Source organism: Westiellopsis prolifica IICB1 (genome assembly GCF_004323185.1).
GTDB lineage: Bacteria > Cyanobacteriota > Cyanobacteriia > Cyanobacteriales > Nostocaceae > Pelatocladus > Pelatocladus prolificus_A.
On sequence record NZ_NAPS01000003.1, the window covers coordinates 111,626 to 129,048 of the forward strand.

Genomic DNA, 17,423 nt, shown 5'->3' on the forward strand with positions numbered 1-17,423 from the left:
GTTTGTAGTACGGCTGGCTCTTGAGCAAACCCAACAATCTTTGGCAGGTCTTTATGACGGTAATCAAAAGCGAAAAACTGCTCGCCCCTCTGCTGAACAGATGCTCAAGGCTTTTTGTAATTTAACTCTTTATTTTTTACCCGATTCTACCATCTTCATTACACCAATTAACGCGCTTCAAAAACAAATTCTTTATTTAATGAAAATGTCTGAATCCCTTTATCACATAGATTCGGTGGTGCGCTCGACATAATTCCTCTTACTCAATTACTTGCATCACTCCTGAAGGAGGATACACAGAATTGAAGTCCCATTTCAATATTAGCACTTTTCGTGTAATACACCAGAAATTGAATTTTGAATATTGCTGCTTTTCCATGTATTACATGGAAAAGCCTGACTTCAGATAACAGTCTCACAATGCATTTCTTTCATCGGTGTAATACACGCAAAGCCGCGATTTCTTTCCCCTGTATTACACGGTGATGCTGATTCAACTTTTTCCATGTATTACATGGTGATGCTTTTAGGATATCCAAAATCGTATTGTTTCCTTTAACAGTAAGGCATTAATTCCTCTCACCCTTTAAAAATGAGCGAACGTACAGGTCATAGATACCCCCGGACAATTTGTCGAAAGTCTGATTAGCGCTTGGGTGCGGCTACGCCGCACCCTCGCTTAAGTTTGTTACCTCAGTTTCGATTGAATCATTTTTCTTCCAAGAATGAAACAGCCCTGGCCAATTAAGGGGGGCTTGTTTTAACCACAGGTACCCCTTCATTTTTTTTACAGCTTTTTTGGCACCGCGACCGCGTGCTTTAGTCTAAACTCCAGTGAGCAGGGGAATAGCCCTGTTTTGTCACTCTGAGAAAAGAAAAATAAAAGCCAAATTTTCAACTGTAGGCAGAGCAATAATTTGAGCGTTTATTTTCGTTCCAGAATGGCTGAAATCAAGGTTTTTGGTAAAAGCCTTATGCCGCAAGGATTCTAGATTATTCTCTACCAAAAGTGACAAAACAGGGTTAATTATTGATTCAACATAAAACCGGAACTTTTTCGCCCTAAAAGTATATCTGAAATTCAAAGTGCTGAAACCTATATAAATTAACACTTCCAGCGTAGTTGGCACTTCGCCAGCAGCTACCCTAACATTACCCCTAATTGTGGGAATTGAGTATACTACGGTAAATCAATAGAATTGATGTATTTTATGGATTTCCACGTAACTATACACGGAGAAGGCAGATGAGAGAGATTCAGCACCACAAAATATCAGCGAAGGCAAAGCAGTTCAAAGAATCTGTGATTCGAGAAATGACACGGGTGGCAGCGCAATATGGTGCAGTGAATTTAGCTCAAGGCTTTCCCGATTTTCCCTGTCCGCGGGAGTTGAAGCAAGCAGCCTATGAGGCAATTGAGGCGGATGTTAATCAATATGCAATTACTTGGGGCGATCGCTTCTTGAAATGGGCGATCGCCAACAAAGTCCGTTGGTATTTAGGTTTAGACATTAACCCGGATTTCTCACTTGTGAGAAATCCGGGTTAAGGCCTTTCCAAAAAATCACAAAACAGACAGCATTTTACTGACGAGGAGTAAATATGGCTACTCACGAAAATATCTTGCAAGCAATTGGTAAAACTCCATTAGTCAGACTCAACAGAGTAACCGAAAATATTCAATCTACTATTTACGCCAAAGTAGAATATCTGAATCCTGGTGGAAGTACCAAAGATAGAATTGCTCTGGCAATGATAGAAGAAGCAGAAAAAGCAGGTCAATTACAGCCGGGAGGAACTATTATTGAAGCTACCGCAGGTAATACTGGTGTAGGACTGGCACTAATTGCCGCAGTCAAAAAATATCGGTGTATTTTTGTCATGCCCGATAAGATGAGCCAGGATAAAATTAACCTGCTCAAAGCTTATGGTGCAGAAGTAGTAGTTACTCCCGCATCTGTAGCACCTGACTCACCAGAAAGTTATAACGGTGTAGCAGAAAGACTCGCTAAAGAAATCCCAGGAACCTACAGACCAAATCAATTTGAAAACCTGAATAATCCTTTAGCTCATTACTTAACTACTGGATCAGAAATCTGGTCAGATAGTCAAGGTAAAGTTGAAGTTTTTGTTGCAGGCATGGGGACAGGTGGCACAATTTCAGGAGTTGCCAAATATCTCAAAGAACAAAACCCAAATATTGTAATTATTGGTGCAGATCCAGAAGGTTCTATTCTGTCAGGAGATAGCCCTAAATCTTATAAGGTTGAAGGCATAGGAGAAGACTTTATTCCTAAGACTTTTAATCGTCAATTAGTCGATGAAATGATTCGAGTCAGCGATAAAGAGTCTTTTAATATGGCACGTCGTCTTGCCAGGGAGGAAGGCTTATTGGTAGGAGGTTCTTGTGGTACAGTGGTAGCCGCCGCAATCAAGTATGCAGTTAGGTTATCACAACCAAAGTATATCGTGGTGCTATTACCAGATACAGGCAGAAACTACATTAATAAAATCTACTCTGATGCCTGGATGCAGGAAAATGGTTTTTGGGAAGGGAAAACAGTAAAAACTATAAAAATTGGTGAAATTCTGCTGCAAAAAACTGATTTTCCCTCTTTGGTTGCTGTTAGTTCTAGCGATACTCTGAGCCAAGCTACAAGTCTGTTACAAAAGCTGAATATATCCCAGTTACCTGTAATTGATAATAATCATGTAGTTGGTAGTCTCAATGAAGCATCTTTGATGAAATTTCTCCATGATGGTATTAATTTTTCTAACCAGCAAGTTTTAGCAGTTATGGGTAAACCGCTACCAATTCTCGATGAAGAAGTAGATATTGCAGAAGCTTATCGAGTGCTATTATCGGGGACTACAGGAATTATTATTACGCGGCATGGTGTCCCTATTGGATTAATTACCAGAGCCGATTTAATTAGATATTGGATTAGTCAAAACCAAAATGAATTAAGGGAAAACAATGGAATTTGAAACCAAAGCAATTCATGAAGGTCAACAATCAGATCCACAAACTGGTGCTGTGATTGTTCCTATTTATTTGACTTCTACATACCAGCAAGAAGCAATAGGTCAGCACAAAGGATATGAATATTCTCGCACCGCAAATCCCACCCGTAATGCCTTAGAAGAAGCTTTAGCTGCTATTGAAAGTGCAAAATTCGGTTTGGCGTTTGCCTCTGGATTAGCTGCCACTACTACCGTGTTAAGTCTGCTTAAAAGCGGCGACCATATTGTTGCTGGTGATGATTTATATGGTGGTACTTATCGTTTGTTAGAACGGGTGGTAAAAAATTGGAGCGTGACAACCACCTATGTAGATATTGATGATATTAATAACTTTGAAAATGCTATTCAATCCAATACCAAACTAATTTGGATCGAAACTCCCACCAATCCATTATTAAAAATCATTGATATTGCTGCACTAGCAAGTATTGCTCGTCAACGCAATATCATTCTAGTAGTTGATAACACCTTTGCTAGCCCTTATTTTCAAAGACCACTGGAATTAGGTGCTGATATTGTAGTTCATAGTACTACCAAATATCTAGGAGGACACAGCGATATTATTGGTGGTGCAGTTGTGACATCGAACGAGCAGCTATACACCGAACTGAAATTTTATCAAAATGCGATCGGGGCGGTTCCTAGTCCCTTTGATAGTTGGCTAGTACTGCGAGGAATTAAAACTCTGGCAGTGAGAATGCGAGAACATGAAAAAAATGCTTTGTTTTTAGCTAAATTCTTAGAAGAGCATCCTCAAGTCGAGCAAATTTATTATCCGGGTTTACCTAATCACCCCCAACATCAACTGGCAAAAGCACAAATGTCAGGCTTTGGAGGAATGATTAGTTTGGAATTAAAAGGTGGTTTTGCAGAGGTTGAAAAATTTGCTTCGCGGCTCAAGCTGTTTTTACTAGCAGAAAGTTTAGGAGGTGTAGAGTCGTTACTTTGCTATCCTGCCAAAATGACTCATGGTTCTTTACCAGACGCAGAACGATATAAGCGGGGAATTAATGATAATTTAATCCGCTTTTCTGTAGGAATTGAGAATGTATTAGACTTGCAAGCTGATTTGGAAAATGCTCTGTCTTGAGAATAGGGAACATGGTGACGTGACTGCTGTTGTTAGCTGGTAATGCGATCGCACTTCATTAAGGGTCAGCGATAACGCTTGCGATAATTCCAAGGCTTTTCCAGATTCGGATTTGACCACACCCTTAGATGCGATCGCAATTTCTTCAGCCTTCTAGCCGTTTTAACGCTCCTGCTTTCTAAACTCCCAAGGAGGTACTGCGTTGGGGTCGCTCCAAAACCCAGCACGGTTTGCGATCGCCCGAAGTTCAGACTGTCAGTAGATCACAAACTTTTCCCGAAAGGGCGATCGCTGCGGATTTTGGGAGCATCCCAATTTCAGTAGATCACAAACTTTTCCCGAAAGGATGATCGCTGGTGAGATGCAGCACACTTTCAGGGAAAATACATAATAAAAAGTTATAGTTGACTACGAGCTAAAAAATGAAATGATTTAGAGTTGTGAATCAAAATGTGGTGAAAAAAATTGACTGTTTTACGAGATAATCCATCTCTTACAGACTCAGAGACGCTTGACGAAGTTCTTAATTGTTTAGTAKAAAATATATCGATTGATACCCAAGGTGCCTGTGACGAAAAAACATTATTTGAGATTTTAATTAAAGCAGCTAGTAGTGGAGATAGTATTGAGAACACATCGAAAATATTAGATCAGGACTTACGCAACTGGCACAATGCGATCGCTAACAAATAGTACTTTGGTACTATAAGAATGGTCACTTTAAGCAATAAGAGCAGCAGATTTAATTGTACTGGAGACCAATTAATTGACTCATGAAAATGATAATCGCGCTTTGGGGGTGAGTGGGTGAGCGTCGCTCACCCACTCACCCCTGCCCCTCTTCATGATTATCATTATCTATAAAATTATTTCCTGAAATACTCAAGTATTTAAAGCCTTATTAAGTATTATAAATTATTTTATACTCAGTATATAGTTACTTGATAACTATGTAATAGTTAATACTTTTATTCTACATATTCAGTGTTTATCCAGCTAGGTGCAAGATATCAGTGAAAGACAAAGCTGCTTTGGTGACTGGCGGAATATCGGGTATCGGTCGAGCAACCGCGTTAGCGAAGCTTAACGAAGTTATCGCTTATGCCAAACAACAAGCAAAGGTGGTGGTAGTTGGTCGTCGAATTGATGAAGGTGAAGAAACGGATACTCCAGATAATCAATCATGCTACCCTCAGCCCTCTACTCAAGCATCTGGATGTGGATTCCCAATTGCAAAAATCGGTGTGATATTCAGTTTAGCTACTGGAGCCGAAGAAGTACTATGCATAGATATTCTGAACACGCATGATATTAAATTAGCCAAAGATTTATATCAGTTTCTTAATCCATTGGATATCCTTTTAAGGGATAGAGCATTTTGCTCTTATGCTGATTTAGTTTTTATTAAAAATAAAAATTGTGATGCAGTTTTTATAAGCTTAACTCGGTTTTCTGTTCCGATGATACTTATACCCCAGTATCGGTGAAGGCACTGTCAAATCTCATGTCAATCGGATTTTGAATAAATTGGATGTGAGCGATCGCACCCAAGCTGTAATTGTTGCCGTTAAACGCGGCATTGTTAATTTATAGCCCACATTCCGCACTTCATTTTGTAATATGCTTGTCTTATAAAGTTTGGGCTAATGGTAGTTAAATAGCGATCGCCAAAAGCCTAAAAAATAGCAGTGTTAATACTTAATACCATTAACGGTTTTTTGTAAGATTTGTTGAAGTATTATATATTACATTCTGAAGTGCGGAATGTGGGTTATAGGATGTACTTTCGATAGAATTGGGATTCTAACTTGAGTTAGAACCAGCCTTCTACTCTACGATGGCATGGTTGCTCTATCAATTTATAGTTTAAAATTTTTAACTTGCTATAGACGACAGCTTGAAGGCGATCGCCTATATTGAATTTATGCAAACAGTTACGCAATCAATGGATTGAGTAAGTAAATTGCAAGGTTCCATGCTTGATGCAAATGTATAAAAATGAACGACGATCATAGCCACAGTTCCTTACTTGTAGGGTGGCCGCCGAGATACGTGCAAAATGGGACACGTTGTAAAGTTTTGTTAAGAAGTAAACAAAAAACCTGTCATTTACAAGGATTCCACCCGCTTAAGCAAGCACTAAACTTTCGACCTCATCCAATGAAGGTGGCACAGTCTCCATATCAATCAAGTAATCACCAAACCGCTTAACGTGAGCCGTAATATAAGGACTCACAACCGCCACATCCTCACGACTAATCAAATATCCCTGCTTCTGTAAATCCCGCAATATATCAGTTAAATCAACAACATTCTGAAACAAAACAGCATTTGCTACCAAATCCTTATACTTAATCACCTTCTCCTGTTCAATTGGGTCATTCTTCATCACAACCCCAAAGCCGCCAAAGAAAAACCACTTCGAGAATTTATGATAAGCTTCCACAATATTCGTCACAGCAGTAATTTCTTTTCTCAGCTGCATATCCGATATGTATTGCAGCAAGAAAACAGTTCTTACTACTTGTCCTAATTCCTGAAAAGCTTGATATAACCTGTTCTTACGACTATAATTTCCCAATTTACGTAATAAGATTGTACTCGATACCTTACCTGTTTGAATTGATAAAACAACCTGTAAAATATCTTGCCAGTGAGTTTCTATCCGCTTCCAATCAATAGTTTCCGAGAACAAAGAATCAATATGCTGATAAACAGTATCTTTGTCAGGACGATAAAAATTTAAATCTTTCCAATTACGAATCCGAGGCATTAACTTAATTCCCAGCATATGTGCCAATGCAAACACAGGTGTTGATTGACCGTGGGTATCAGCATGAATTGTATCGGGTTGAATATCGGAAGAGTTTTTTAACAACCCCTCGATGATATGAACAGCTTCCCAAGTACCACAAGAAATAAACTGGCTAAATAAAGCCACATAGGTATCAGAGACATGGTGGTAAGCTATTCCTCCGTAGCCACCGTAGCGAATATGATACTCAGACAGTAAATTCTCTTCGTAGAGTTCATACTTTGTTCCATCTGCCGCCGCACTTTTACCATCACCCCAAACTGACGGCAGATTTAAAGCATTGTAGCGGTTAATAATATCCACCAATGCAGCATTGAGCTTATCCACAGTTACATGGCGACGGTTGACAAATGCCAGTTCCTTCGCGGTGACAATACCTCGCATATGTCTGGCCGCTTGAGTCGGCCCTAAATTGCAACCATAAGTAAACGTCGTCAAAAGATAACGTTCCGTCGCACGTTCAATTTTAGGATCACTACCTGACAGTGGACCAAAGTGACGGGTAAAATTTGTCCAGTAGTCAACATTTCTGAGGATATCGATTAAATTTCTTTCTGGAAAACATTCTTCGATTTTCTCTATTAAAGCTTTGGCCGCAACACTCAACTCGTTACGCTGATACTTTTTGAGTATCGGTTCGCCTTCATCATTAATAATAAATTGGTGGTTATTGGGATAACCTGCATCCACAGCAGCCGCCGTGTCCGTCAACCAGGATTTTAGTGTCTTGGTAAACTCACAAGCGGTATTAGGAAAGCCTAAATTCTCACAGTATTGGTCAACTAACGGCAAACACTCTGACCAAGGCAGTAATTGTTCGCGGTAGTCGGCGTAATCTTCACTACCAACAACGCAGATATCTCCTGACCTTAATTCGGCTGCTAGGTAGTAAAAAATACAAGCCTCGAAGTGTCGCCGAACGAATTTGGTTTTCTCTCCTTGCTTGACTATAACTAATTTTCGCCACTGTTCTGAAATAAAATCTAGTTCAATACTTGCTTTGAGAAATTCTCCTCGACGATGAGAATTCTCTAGGACAAATTGCAATGCTTCAATAACACTTTGTTCGTTGGTAGTTGATTTGAAATCTAACGCTTTTACTAAGCGGAAAAATGTCCGACGGTGATTTTTATAAAATTTCCAAATTAGAGGAAGATGATTATTACCCCTATAAGCATTCATAGCCTCACATTCCGAGAGCAGTTGCTCTGCTCCTCCGTCTTGAATAAATACATTATTTAGTTTATGAAACAGAGATATTCCCTGATTTGTTGTTAACTCGGTAGAGAGATTTAATTCGGTTATCTGCTCCTTTGAATTAGATAAATAACTATCGGATGCTTCAATCTCTGGGTGAGAGACTACTGGTTCATGATTTAATTGATTTTCCTCCATAAACACATGGATAACATTAGTCAACACACCAACTAATTTCTCTTGCGTTTCTTGAATTCTCTTTTTGATAAGTTCTAATTCTTTAGTAGCGTCGTTATTGATTGAGCGCATTTGTTTTAAAAACATCTCAACCAAACTATCTCGTGCTGTCACTTGCGCCGCATAAATTAAGCATAAAATCAAAGTAATCCGTTTGGATAAACTAAAATCCTTGATTTCATGGGCATCTAACACCCGTGCTTCGGCAGCAAAATGGTGAATTTTGGCAGTGGTAATATCCTTGATTATTGGCTTAACATCACCCAAAGAATCCAGCCAGATTAAATGTACAATAAAGTCATTGATATTGTTACGAGTAAGGCTTTTAGGTAGTTGCTTCAGGCTGTTGAATGAGGTTTGATACTCAAGTGGATGACGCTCTAATAAGTCCAGCAAGCGTTCTTGGTAATCTGACGAGATGCGACTCAGTACGAGGGAAAATAATCTTTGATTTACGACATTTCTCACTCGACGGACTAATCTATTTAATGTGTTGAATCCTGGTAATTCATATCTATTTTTAACTAATTCAGCAATGGCTACATTCATTAAATCAGCAGGATTATCCATAACAGTCGCCGATTCATTCACTGCTTTTATAGCTATATGTAGCCCAGTTTGATTAAATTGATTTACCTGGAGGTGTTCACGGATAGCAGTCCGATGACGATACATGGTTTTGCGATTTTCATAACCCAAAACAGTATCAACTGAGAATTTTAAATTGCTGCGAATATGATTAACGATTTTGAGAGGAATATCTATTAGAGAAGGAAAGTAGCCTAGTCGCTGAAATGATTTTAATAGGCATACTAGGTTAAGAATATTACTTTCACCCTTAGTTGTAGCGTAAGCAAAAGCAATTTCGCTCTTGTTGGGTGTGTAAATTTCGGTGAGTTCTTTGGCAGTCAATTGACGCTTAAATCGAGGGTAAGCGGTACGTTCTATCGATGTCACCATCAGTATGTTTTTGTGCGATTTAACACTTCAAAAGATATATATCACCAATCAGCCACAAGAGTTGGAGTTTATGTAGAGAAACATTACCAAAAAGAACTGTTTATGGGCAAGTTTTTAACATGGAATGTGTGGGGAGTTGATTGTGTCGTACCCAATGCCATAGTACCCAATTACCTTTTATGGGCAAGTTGGTTTTTATGACTCATACTGCTCCACCCAAAAAAGTCACGAACCTAGAGAAACGCACACGAGAATATCTGCTACCCAATGAAGTTGAAGCCATGATTAAAGCAGCCTCATCAACAGGGCGGCATGGTCACAGAGATTCGACTTTAATTTTACTGGCTTATCGTCACGGTCTACGTGTATCAGAATTGGTAGCACTGCGATGGGAGCAGGTAGATTTTTCTAGTGGCACAATTCATATCAATCGACTCAAACATGGTATCAGTTCAACGCATCCTTTACGTGCCAGAGAGTTGAGGTGGCTACGACAACTACAACGCTCATATCCTGCTTCCCCTTACCTGTTTGTTTCTGAGCGTGGTACTCCGATGGCTGCTGCCACAGCTTTTAATATTATTAGTCGCGCAGGCAGATTGGCTGGATTAGCGTTATCGGTACATCCGCATATGTTACGTCATGCCTGCGGGTTTTATCTGGCTTCTCATGGTCATGACACTAGAGCTATTCAGGCTTATCTGGGACACAAGAATATTCAACATACTATTCGCTACACAGAACTAACGAGCGATCGCTTCCAAAATTTCTGGCTCGACTGAACATAAAATCAATGGTTTCAACCTGATCTCTTTACAAAACTTTACAACGTGTCCCATTTTGCACGTATCTCGGCGGCCACCCCAGATGGGGATAGCTAAATGTATTGACCAAAAACTCAAAAAACCACACGGAAACCACAAAGGCATGAGTTATGGTCAATTGAGTGTATTGTTACTNACGTGCAAAATGGGACACGTTGTAAAGTTTTGTTAAGAAGTAAACAAAAAACCTGTCATTTACAAGGATTCCACCCGCTTAAGCAAGCACTAAACTTTCGACCTCATCCAATGAAGGTGGCACAGTCTCCATATCAATCAAGTAATCACCAAACCGCTTAACGTGAGCCGTAATATAAGGACTCACAACCGCCACATCCTCACGACTAATCAAATATCCCTGCTTCTGTAAATCCCGCAATATATCAGTTAAATCAACAACATTCTGAAACAAAACAGCATTTGCTACCAAATCCTTATACTTAATCACCTTCTCCTGTTCAATTGGGTCATTCTTCATCACAACCCCAAAGCCGCCAAAGAAAAACCACTTCGAGAATTTATGATAAGCTTCCACAATATTCGTCACAGCAGTAATTTCTTTTCTCAGCTGCATATCCGATATGTATTGCAGCAAGAAAACAGTTCTTACTACTTGTCCTAATTCCTGAAAAGCTTGATATAACCTGTTCTTACGACTATAATTTCCCAATTTACGTAATAAGATTGTACTCGATACCTTACCTGTTTGAATTGATAAAACAACCTGTAAAATATCTTGCCAGTGAGTTTCTATCCGCTTCCAATCAATAGTTTCCGAGAACAAAGAATCAATATGCTGATAAACAGTATCTTTGTCAGGACGATAAAAATTTAAATCTTTCCAATTACGAATCCGAGGCATTAACTTAATTCCCAGCATATGTGCCAATGCAAACACAGGTGTTGATTGACCGTGGGTATCAGCATGAATTGTATCGGGTTGAATATCGGAAGAGTTTTTTAACAACCCCTCGATGATATGAACAGCTTCCCAAGTACCACAAGAAATAAACTGGCTAAATAAAGCCACATAGGTATCAGAGACATGGTGGTAAGCTATTCCTCCGTAGCCACCGTAGCGAATATGATACTCAGACAGTAAATTCTCTTCGTAGAGTTCATACTTTGTTCCATCTGCCGCCGCACTTTTACCATCACCCCAAACTGACGGCAGATTTAAAGCATTGTAGCGGTTAATAATATCCACCAATGCAGCATTGAGCTTATCCACAGTTACATGGCGACGGTTGACAAATGCCAGTTCCTTCGCGGTGACAATACCTCGCATATGTCTGGCCGCTTGAGTCGGCCCTAAATTGCAACCATAAGTAAACGTCGTCAAAAGATAACGTTCCGTCGCACGTTCAATTTTAGGATCACTACCTGACAGTGGACCAAAGTGACGGGTAAAATTTGTCCAGTAGTCAACATTTCTGAGGATATCGATTAAATTTCTTTCTGGAAAACATTCTTCGATTTTCTCTATTAAAGCTTTGGCCGCAACACTCAACTCGTTACGCTGATACTTTTTGAGTATCGGTTCGCCTTCATCATTAATAATAAATTGGTGGTTATTGGGATAACCTGCATCCACAGCAGCCGCCGTGTCCGTCAACCAGGATTTTAGTGTCTTGGTAAACTCACAAGCGGTATTAGGAAAGCCTAAATTCTCACAGTATTGGTCAACTAACGGCAAACACTCTGACCAAGGCAGTAATTGTTCGCGGTAGTCGGCGTAATCTTCACTACCAACAACGCAGATATCTCCTGACCTTAATTCGGCTGCTAGGTAGTAAAAAATACAAGCCTCGAAGTGTCGCCGAACGAATTTGGTTTTCTCTCCTTGCTTGACTATAACTAATTTTCGCCACTGTTCTGAAATAAAATCTAGTTCAATACTTGCTTTGAGAAATTCTCCTCGACGATGAGAATTCTCTAGGACAAATTGCAATGCTTCAATAACACTTTGTTCGTTGGTAGTTGATTTGAAATCTAACGCTTTTACTAAGCGGAAAAATGTCCGACGGTGATTTTTATAAAATTTCCAAATTAGAGGAAGATGATTATTACCCCTATAAGCATTCATAGCCTCACATTCCGAGAGCAGTTGCTCTGCTCCTCCGTCTTGAATAAATACATTATTTAGTTTATGAAACAGAGATATTCCCTGATTTGTTGTTAACTCGGTAGAGAGATTTAATTCGGTTATCTGCTCCTTTGAATTAGATAAATAACTATCGGATGCTTCAATCTCTGGGTGAGAGACTACTGGTTCATGATTTAATTGATTTTCCTCCATAAACACATGGATAACATTAGTCAACACACCAACTAATTTCTCTTGCGTTTCTTGAATTCTCTTTTTGATAAGTTCTAATTCTTTAGTAGCGTCGTTATTGATTGAGCGCATTTGTTTTAAAAACATCTCAACCAAACTATCTCGTGCTGTCACTTGCGCCGCATAAATTAAGCATAAAATCAAAGTAATCCGTTTGGATAAACTAAAATCCTTGATTTCATGGGCATCTAACACCCGTGCTTCGGCAGCAAAATGGTGAATTTTGGCAGTGGTAATATCCTTGATTATTGGCTTAACATCACCCAAAGAATCCAGCCAGATTAAATGTACAATAAAGTCATTGATATTGTTACGAGTAAGGCTTTTAGGTAGTTGCTTCAGGCTGTTGAATGAGGTTTGATACTCAAGTGGATGACGCTCTAATAAGTCCAGCAAGCGTTCTTGGTAATCTGACGAGATGCGACTCAGTACGAGGGAAAATAATCTTTGATTTACGACATTTCTCACTCGACGGACTAATCTATTTAATGTGTTGAATCCTGGTAATTCATATCTATTTTTAACTAATTCAGCAATGGCTACATTCATTAAATCAGCAGGATTATCCATAACAGTCGCCGATTCATTCACTGCTTTTATAGCTATATGTAGCCCAGTTTGATTAAATTGATTTACCTGGAGGTGTTCACGGATAGCAGTCCGATGACGATACATGGTTTTGCGATTTTCATAACCCAAAACAGTATCAACTGAGAATTTTAAATTGCTGCGAATATGATTAACGATTTTGAGAGGAATATCTATTAGAGAAGGAAAGTAGCCTAGTCGCTGAAATGATTTTAATAGGCATACTAGGTTAAGAATATTACTTTCACCCTTAGTTGTAGCGTAAGCAAAAGCAATTTCGCTCTTGTTGGGTGTGTAAATTTCGGTGAGTTCTTTGGCAGTCAATTGACGCTTAAATCGAGGGTAAGCGGTACGTTCTATCGATGTCACCATCAGTATGTTTTTGTGCGATTTAACACTTCAAAAGATATATATCACCAATCAGCCACAAGAGTTGGAGTTTATGTAGAGAAACATTACCAAAAAGAACTGTTTATGGGCAAGTTTTTAACATGGAATGTGTGGGGAGTTGATTGTGTCGTACCCAATGCCATAGTACCCAATTACCTTTTATGGGCAAGTTGGTTTTTATGACTCATACTGCTCCACCCAAAAAAGTCACGAACCTAGAGAAACGCACACGAGAATATCTGCTACCCAATGAAGTTGAAGCCATGATTAAAGCAGCCTCATCAACAGGGCGGCATGGTCACAGAGATTCGACTTTAATTTTACTGGCTTATCGTCACGGTCTACGTGTATCAGAATTGGTAGCACTGCGATGGGAGCAGGTAGATTTTTCTAGTGGCACAATTCATATCAATCGACTCAAACATGGTATCAGTTCAACGCATCCTTTACGTGCCAGAGAGTTGAGGTGGCTACGACAACTACAACGCTCATATCCTGCTTCCCCTTACCTGTTTGTTTCTGAGCGTGGTACTCCGATGGCTGCTGCCACAGCTTTTAATATTATTAGTCGCGCAGGCAGATTGGCTGGATTAGCGTTATCGGTACATCCGCATATGTTACGTCATGCCTGCGGGTTTTATCTGGCTTCTCATGGTCATGACACTAGAGCTATTCAGGCTTATCTGGGACACAAGAATATTCAACATACTATTCGCTACACAGAACTAACGAGCGATCGCTTCCAAAATTTCTGGCTCGACTGAACATAAAATCAATGGTTTCAACCTGATCTCTTTACAAAACTTTACAACGTGTCCCATTTTGCACGTATCTCGGCGGCCACCCAGTAAGGCATTAATTCCTCTCACCCTTTAAAAATGAGCGAACGTACAGTCCAATGATTGGGTTGGGCTAAAACGAATAGTTCAAGTTGAACGTCTTGGTACTCGTGCTGGTAAGCCTTATGAGGAAACCGTATATTACATAAGTTCAATGACCCTTGAAGCTTCAGATTTTGCCCAAGGCATTCGTGGTCATTGAGGTGTAGAAAATCGATGACATTGGGTCAAAGATGTTGTGTTTGATGAAGACAAGGCACAAATGGTTGATGGTTATGCATCTGCAAATTTCTCCATTCTTCGCAGTTTTGTAATTAACTTGTTTCGTCACAATGGTTTTGATTCCCTAACCAGAGCAATACGACATTGTGCCCATAATATCCTATTACTATTTTCCTTTTTAGAATGAAACAGCCCTGCTATTGGTCGTGCCAAACTCCGTGAACGTGTTTGTGTTGAGCATTCTTTATCCCATATCGGTCATTGGCAAGGTGAACGGCTCGTTATGTCGGTTCTCGCAAAAACTTATTTGACCTTCGTCGTGTAGCTGTTGTTCATAACCTTCATGTCCTTGCCAAAATTTTTACCAATACTACTGAGCCTGCCTCTACTTCTATCTGATTACTGAATCGGTGTTCTAGGTAAATAAGTCAAATCATCCAGAAGTATAATAAGGTATAAATTCATTCATGGCAGCAATTAAGTGACTAAATACCAACAATAAATGTGAATTGGGAAAAATATATAGCCAAGGATAAATCAACCAAAAGAGTAAGAGTGGTTGGATAATTAGACGCAGATTATTTAAACTATTTTTCCATCCGTATTCATGGTTCCATTGTTGATGATTGGAAAAATCAACTGAACTATTTTTCTGTACCTTAGTCTCAATTCGACGAGATTGACTTAAATCTAAAAATGCTGGAGAATTTAAACTAATCATAGTGTAAACACAAAAAATAATTTTCCACCACCTCTCAATATGCTGAAAATTAGTAAAACGATAATCTGTCCAACCCAACTCTTGTTTACACTGTCGAAAACCATATTCTACCCATGTCCATTCAGGTCAAGAATGCCTTTATTCAGCAACACCAGATAATTTATTTTTTGGAAGTTCTTCTATAGTATTTGCCGCAAGCAATTTGGCATGTTGTAGAACTTCCTTTGTAAAGGCAGGATTGTTCTGCATTTGTTTAAATAAGAGAATCAATGCTTCTGGGTTGCCTTCAAAATCAACACAGACACCTGCAAAGGTTAGCTCAAAAGTCTGAGCAATGTTTTCGACTAACTCTAGGTTTTGGTGTTTAATATTAAGAACACGTATGTAATTGCTGAGTTCAGGCTGTAATTGAATTGCTACTTCTGAGTTTTCTCTAGAAATCCAATCAATTTTTTCGACAGCTTTATATCCTAATCTCTTGTCCGATTCTACATTAACTACATTCTCAACCCACAGCTCTACTGCCGCTGAATTAGCCTCATCTTTTGCTTCTATTTGAGAATTACTTTGTGGAGATTGATACATGTGTGATGAAGTCAATGAATTAACTTCCGTAGCCTTTGCAGAGATGTCAATAGTAGCTGGAATAAGAGAATTAGGTTGAGCTTTCTCCTGATTACGACGAATAATTGCCTTTGCCTTGGTATGAGTAATATTTTCACCTTCTTTTGCAACTTCTAGAGCTTGTTGACGAGCTTTTTCAGGGGTAGATGGTTGTGCTAAAAGATAAAGAGCTGATACAGCGATATTCAAATGTGCCAAATTGGCACATTTGAATTGAATAGCTACTTGCATAAATCTAGCTGCTGTTCTCACACTCCAGTCAAACTCAGCCTTTAACCAAGCTCTGAAATTTCCATGACCTAACTGTTGTTTCACTTCAGTCAACTTCTGCCCAATATCAATTATGTCCTGAGCGTTCCGACGCATCAAACTCTTCAGTTCAGAGGTTTTACTTTGCACAAGAACTCGGACTTCAGGAGTGAGAACAGCATAGTCAAAACCTTTTTCTTGAGTCAACTGTCGTTGTGATTGTTTAGACAATGGTTCATCATAATGCTCTACCATTTGTTTAGAATTAGAGAAGCTCATGGTTATGTAACTCCAATATTTAATTGATAAAAATCATCAAATTCACTTAGTAATTTACTTAGTAAGCAGACAACGATATCCTATAAATAGCGTTCTGCTCCCTAGTAGCCCAAAATATGTGTTATTTCAGCCACACCTTCTTTGTGATAATAAATCATATTTCAGTATCAATACAGATTAATTGATTTCCTAATTTCGTTTGGAATGAGGTTCTTCCACGTAGAAAAAACAGGGTTTCTTTCATTGGATAGTCGCAATGTCCCAACAATGAATTGAATGGTTTCTAAAGAAACCCTGTTTTTTTAAGGAAAATGCAAATAAATAGCATAAATAGCGAGCTTTTTGTACTAAAAGTAAACCTATTAAATGAAAAAGTTATACACATAATTAGCTACAATAATCTAAATCTTGAGTAACTGAATACTTGAGATCACAAGCAATAAAAAGAAAGATTACTACTATATGTTTACAATCTCTCTGTGTTTATTCTTTTTTAGATTTTCCTCTACTAGTTAAGCTTTTAATCTCAGTAATTTACCAAATCTTCTAAACCCATATAGGTTCAATTAATATGAATTTTTTCGCGAGCGTCTATAAACAAACGCTATTTTAAATAGTAGCGGAAAATGCTGTTAATCAATAATGTATAATATTTTACTAATTTTGTTTTCCTTATATAATCATATATTTGGCAAAAAACAAAGAAAAAAATCACATAAACTTGACAGATTGTGATGTCAGCAAAAACTTGAATTTCAGTAAAAATTATAAGTAGAACGGTGCAAAAAAATCGAAATATGTAACGGAAAGTAAAGTTGCCCAAAAAGCTCTTCCCTTCTGCCTTCTGCCTTGTCATAATGACAATTTTCAACATCAACCTACTTAATTTGATATTTTGTATTCTAATATGATCTATTAGATAATTTTTAATACTTTACATCTTGCACCAATAAAAATTGATGTAATTTCCTTACTCAGTAAAAAAGTGAAAATCTTGATTTATCGATAAAAGCCCATAAAAATGAGGTA

At 38.6% G+C, this 17,423-nt stretch carries 9 protein-coding genes and 5 pseudogenes; 10 read left to right on the top strand and 4 right to left on the bottom strand.

Going from position 1 to position 17,423, the window contains the following annotated elements; genetic code table 11:
* The 7 genes and pseudogenes from B4U84_RS26160 to B4U84_RS26190 form a co-directional block, all read left to right on the top strand.
* A pseudogene (locus tag B4U84_RS26160) lies at window positions 1–253 on the top strand (IS1634 family transposase); the annotation flags it as partial.
* 993 nt (window positions 254–1,246) lie between these two features.
* Complete coding sequence (locus B4U84_RS26165; protein ID WP_242677713.1) at window positions 1,247–1,549, top strand: pyridoxal phosphate-dependent aminotransferase family protein; 303 nt, start codon at window positions 1,247–1,249, stop codon at window positions 1,547–1,549.
* A 53-nt stretch (window positions 1,550–1,602) separates the two neighbouring features.
* Complete coding sequence (locus B4U84_RS26170; RefSeq protein ID WP_131121134.1) at window positions 1,603–2,988, top strand: cystathionine beta-synthase; 1,386 nt, start codon at window positions 1,603–1,605, stop codon at window positions 2,986–2,988.
* Window positions 2,978–4,114 (top strand): cystathionine gamma-synthase, encoded by a 1,137-nt coding sequence (locus tag B4U84_RS26175; protein WP_131121135.1) that lies wholly within the window; start codon window positions 2,978–2,980, stop codon window positions 4,112–4,114. The genes B4U84_RS26170 and B4U84_RS26175 overlap by 11 nt, the downstream gene beginning before the upstream one ends.
* 465 nt (window positions 4,115–4,579) lie before the next feature.
* Window positions 4,580–4,768, top strand: a pseudogene (locus tag B4U84_RS26180) (ISH3 family transposase); the annotation flags it as partial.
* Window positions 4,769–5,127: 359 nt separating this feature from the next.
* Window positions 5,128–5,601 carry a hypothetical protein gene (locus B4U84_RS31305; protein ID WP_207391015.1) on the top strand — a complete coding sequence of 158 codons (474 nt, stop codon included), beginning with the start codon at window positions 5,128–5,130 and terminating at the stop codon, window positions 5,599–5,601.
* Window positions 5,591–5,707 (top strand): annotated as a pseudogene (locus B4U84_RS26190) (LuxR C-terminal-related transcriptional regulator); the annotation flags it as partial. The gene B4U84_RS31305 and the pseudogene B4U84_RS26190, both read left to right, overlap by 11 nt.
* Before the next feature lie 535 nt (window positions 5,708–6,242).
* Here the strand turns inward: B4U84_RS26190 and B4U84_RS26195 are convergent.
* Window positions 6,243–9,320 carry a Tn3 family transposase gene (locus tag B4U84_RS26195; RefSeq protein WP_131121308.1) on the bottom strand — a complete coding sequence of 1,026 codons (3,078 nt, stop codon included), beginning with the start codon at window positions 9,318–9,320 and terminating at the stop codon, window positions 6,243–6,245.
* Between the two features lie 200 nt (window positions 9,321–9,520).
* Between B4U84_RS26195 and B4U84_RS26200 the strand changes: the two genes are divergently transcribed.
* Window positions 9,521–10,105 carry a tyrosine-type recombinase/integrase gene (locus tag B4U84_RS26200; protein ID WP_131121137.1) on the top strand — a complete coding sequence of 195 codons (585 nt, stop codon included), beginning with the start codon at window positions 9,521–9,523 and terminating at the stop codon, window positions 10,103–10,105.
* Window positions 10,106–10,361: 256 nt separating this feature from the next.
* Here the strand turns inward: B4U84_RS26200 and B4U84_RS26205 are convergent, their stop codons facing one another.
* Window positions 10,362–13,439 carry a Tn3 family transposase gene (locus tag B4U84_RS26205; protein WP_131121308.1) on the bottom strand — a complete coding sequence of 1,026 codons (3,078 nt, stop codon included), beginning with the start codon at window positions 13,437–13,439 and terminating at the stop codon, window positions 10,362–10,364.
* Between the two features lie 200 nt (window positions 13,440–13,639).
* Here B4U84_RS26205 and B4U84_RS26210 point away from each other — a divergent pair, with 200 nt between their 5' ends.
* Together B4U84_RS26210 and B4U84_RS26215 are read left to right on the top strand one after the other, a co-directional pair.
* Complete coding sequence (locus B4U84_RS26210) at window positions 13,640–14,224, top strand: tyrosine-type recombinase/integrase (RefSeq protein ID WP_131121137.1); 585 nt, start codon at window positions 13,640–13,642, stop codon at window positions 14,222–14,224.
* A 499-nt stretch (window positions 14,225–14,723) separates the two neighbouring features.
* A pseudogene (locus B4U84_RS26215) lies at window positions 14,724–14,920 on the top strand (IS5/IS1182 family transposase); the annotation flags it as partial.
* 34 nt (window positions 14,921–14,954) lie between these two features.
* Here B4U84_RS26215 and B4U84_RS26220 read toward each other — a convergent pair.
* Both B4U84_RS26220 and B4U84_RS26225 read right to left on the bottom strand, forming a co-directional pair.
* Window positions 14,955–15,359: pseudogene (locus B4U84_RS26220) on the bottom strand (IS701 family transposase); the annotation flags it as partial.
* Window positions 15,360–15,380: 21 nt separating this feature from the next.
* Entirely contained in the window at window positions 15,381–16,394 is a 1,014-nt protein-coding gene (locus B4U84_RS26225; protein WP_131121138.1) for a DUF3102 domain-containing protein, read from the bottom strand.
* Between the last annotated feature and the right edge of the window lie 1,029 nt (window positions 16,395–17,423).

Coding starts and splice junctions, on each gene's coding strand:
- B4U84_RS26165 (WP_242677713.1), top strand. CDS start 1,247: ATGAGAGAGATTCAGCACCACAAAATATCAGCGAAGGCAAAGCAGTTC.
- B4U84_RS26170 (WP_131121134.1), top strand. CDS start 1,603: ATGGCTACTCACGAAAATATCTTGCAAGCAATTGGTAAAACTCCATTA.
- B4U84_RS26175 (WP_131121135.1), top strand. CDS start 2,978: ATGGAATTTGAAACCAAAGCAATTCATGAAGGTCAACAATCAGATCCA.
- B4U84_RS26200 (WP_131121137.1), top strand. CDS start 9,521: ATGACTCATACTGCTCCACCCAAAAAAGTCACGAACCTAGAGAAACGC.
- B4U84_RS26210 (WP_131121137.1), top strand. CDS start 13,640: ATGACTCATACTGCTCCACCCAAAAAAGTCACGAACCTAGAGAAACGC.
- B4U84_RS26225 (WP_131121138.1), bottom strand. CDS start 16,394: ATGAGCTTCTCTAATTCTAAACAAATGGTAGAGCATTATGATGAACCA.